Annotated in this window: 2 protein-coding genes; both read left to right on the top strand. The window is 41.1% G+C overall.

From position 1 onward, the window contains the following. On the top strand, positions 1-686 hold a 686-nt coding region (locus RMO55_RS11750), incomplete at its 5' end, for a DUF2235 domain-containing protein (protein WP_310426740.1). Positions 687-702: 16 nt separating this feature from the next. Then, the coding region (locus RMO55_RS11745; protein WP_310426737.1) for an aminotransferase class I/II-fold pyridoxal phosphate-dependent enzyme at positions 703-1,750 on the top strand (1,048 nt) is incomplete at its 3' end.

Genomic DNA, 1,750 nt, shown 5'->3' with positions numbered 1-1,750 from the left:
TTTCTGAGCCACCAAAGATAAGATTCATAGGACTTTTTGATACTGTGGCATCATTCGGCAATCCATTAAATGATAATGAACTCTTTTTCAAAAAAGATCTGCCTAGTAATGTTGAGAATGCTTTTCACGCAATGTCATTAGATCTAAATGCTCCAGGATTTGGACTAGATCGGGTTTATGGAGAGAATGTTTTAGAGGTTTGGTTTAGAGGCGGGCATGGTGATATAGGCGGAAATTCATCTTTCGGAAATCGACCTAATAGAGATAGAACTAACATTACTTTAAATTTCATGCTTCAAAAAGCAAAAGCCGCTGGAGTCGAACTAAGAGATGATTTAATGCTACCCAATAATGCACTTGATCGACCGTTATTAACTTATCCGATCGATCTTCTGGCACCTATTGAGGTTAGTGGTGTCCCTGGAGGTGATATTTCTCGACAGCATAGAAAGTATGATATTTTTCATTACTCTTTATTTGATGATAGAGGCAATGAAAGAGATCTTGAAAATGGTGTGAAGAATTCAGTCATTCCCTTGAATTTGCCGCAGCGAGATCGGCTAGTTATAGAAGAGCTAGTTAATGAATCTCAAATATCAAGACAACAACTATTGCAGCTCACACCCGATTTAATTGGAAAATTTCCTGACACGCAATCTTTATACGATTGGCTGTATCGCAAATAAATAAAAATATAATTTTATGACTTCAACTACCACTAAAGAACTTAACGAATATATTCTTGGCGGCTCTGTCGCCAATTACCTGAATGTTTCGGGTAAGAAAATATTAGACAGATTCCAATCGCATACAGACTGGCATGATGCCCGCTACAAATTTGGTTTAGATCCATATTCAAAAGGAAGTAACGGCGCGATTTTGACAGAGTGCCAAGCCCAGGATAGAAATGGGAAAATAATACATGGTATCAACATGGCAAGTCAAGATTATTTATCATTGGGAAGCCATCCCAGCATCAAAGAAGCTGCTAAGATGGCAGTCGATCGATATGGCTTTCATTCCGCCGGATCTCCCGCATTGATGGGTAATACAACCCCATCAATAGCACTAGAAAAAAAACTAGCAGAGTTTGTAGGAATGCAAGAAGGTGTGATTTTTCCAACGGGTTGGGCTGCGGCTTATGGTGTCATCCGAGGCTTAATTAAGCAGGATGATTGCGTGATCATCGATGCACTCGCCCATGCCTCATTGGTGGAAGGAGCGAGAGCCGCAACCAAGAATGTATATGTATTTCCTCATTTATCATTAGCCGGATTAGAGCGTCGCCTCAAACGAGTCAGAGCGGAAAAACCAGAAGCGGGGATATTAGTCGTCACCGAGTCACTTTTCTCGATGGATTCAGATACCCCAGATTTAGTCGCACACCAAGAACTAGCTCGAAAATATGATGCGTTATTACTGGTAGATGCTGCCCACGATTTAGGCTGTTTGGGCGCAACAGGACGCGGACATCTGGAGACACAAGGACTACTCGGAAAAGTTGACTTATTAATGGGTAGTTTCTCGAAGACTTTTGCATCTAATGGCGGATTTGTGGCATCAAACCATCCAGCACTCAAACTCGCACTCCGATATGGAAGTTGTCCTTTGACGTTCTCAACTGCAATCTCACCAGTCCAAGCATCTGTTGTACTTGAATCTATTAGAATCATTGAGTCAGATGAAGGTAAATTGCGTCGATCTAAGATGTTGCAAAACGCCAATTATTTGCGCCAAACATTGAAGAATT

It is taken from the genome of Chamaesiphon sp. VAR_48_metabat_135_sub (assembly GCF_031418915.1).
Classification (GTDB): domain Bacteria; phylum Cyanobacteriota; class Cyanobacteriia; order Cyanobacteriales; family Chamaesiphonaceae; genus Chamaesiphon.
Note: the sequence above shows the minus strand (reverse complement) of the source record. Positions and strands in the feature narration are given on the sequence as shown.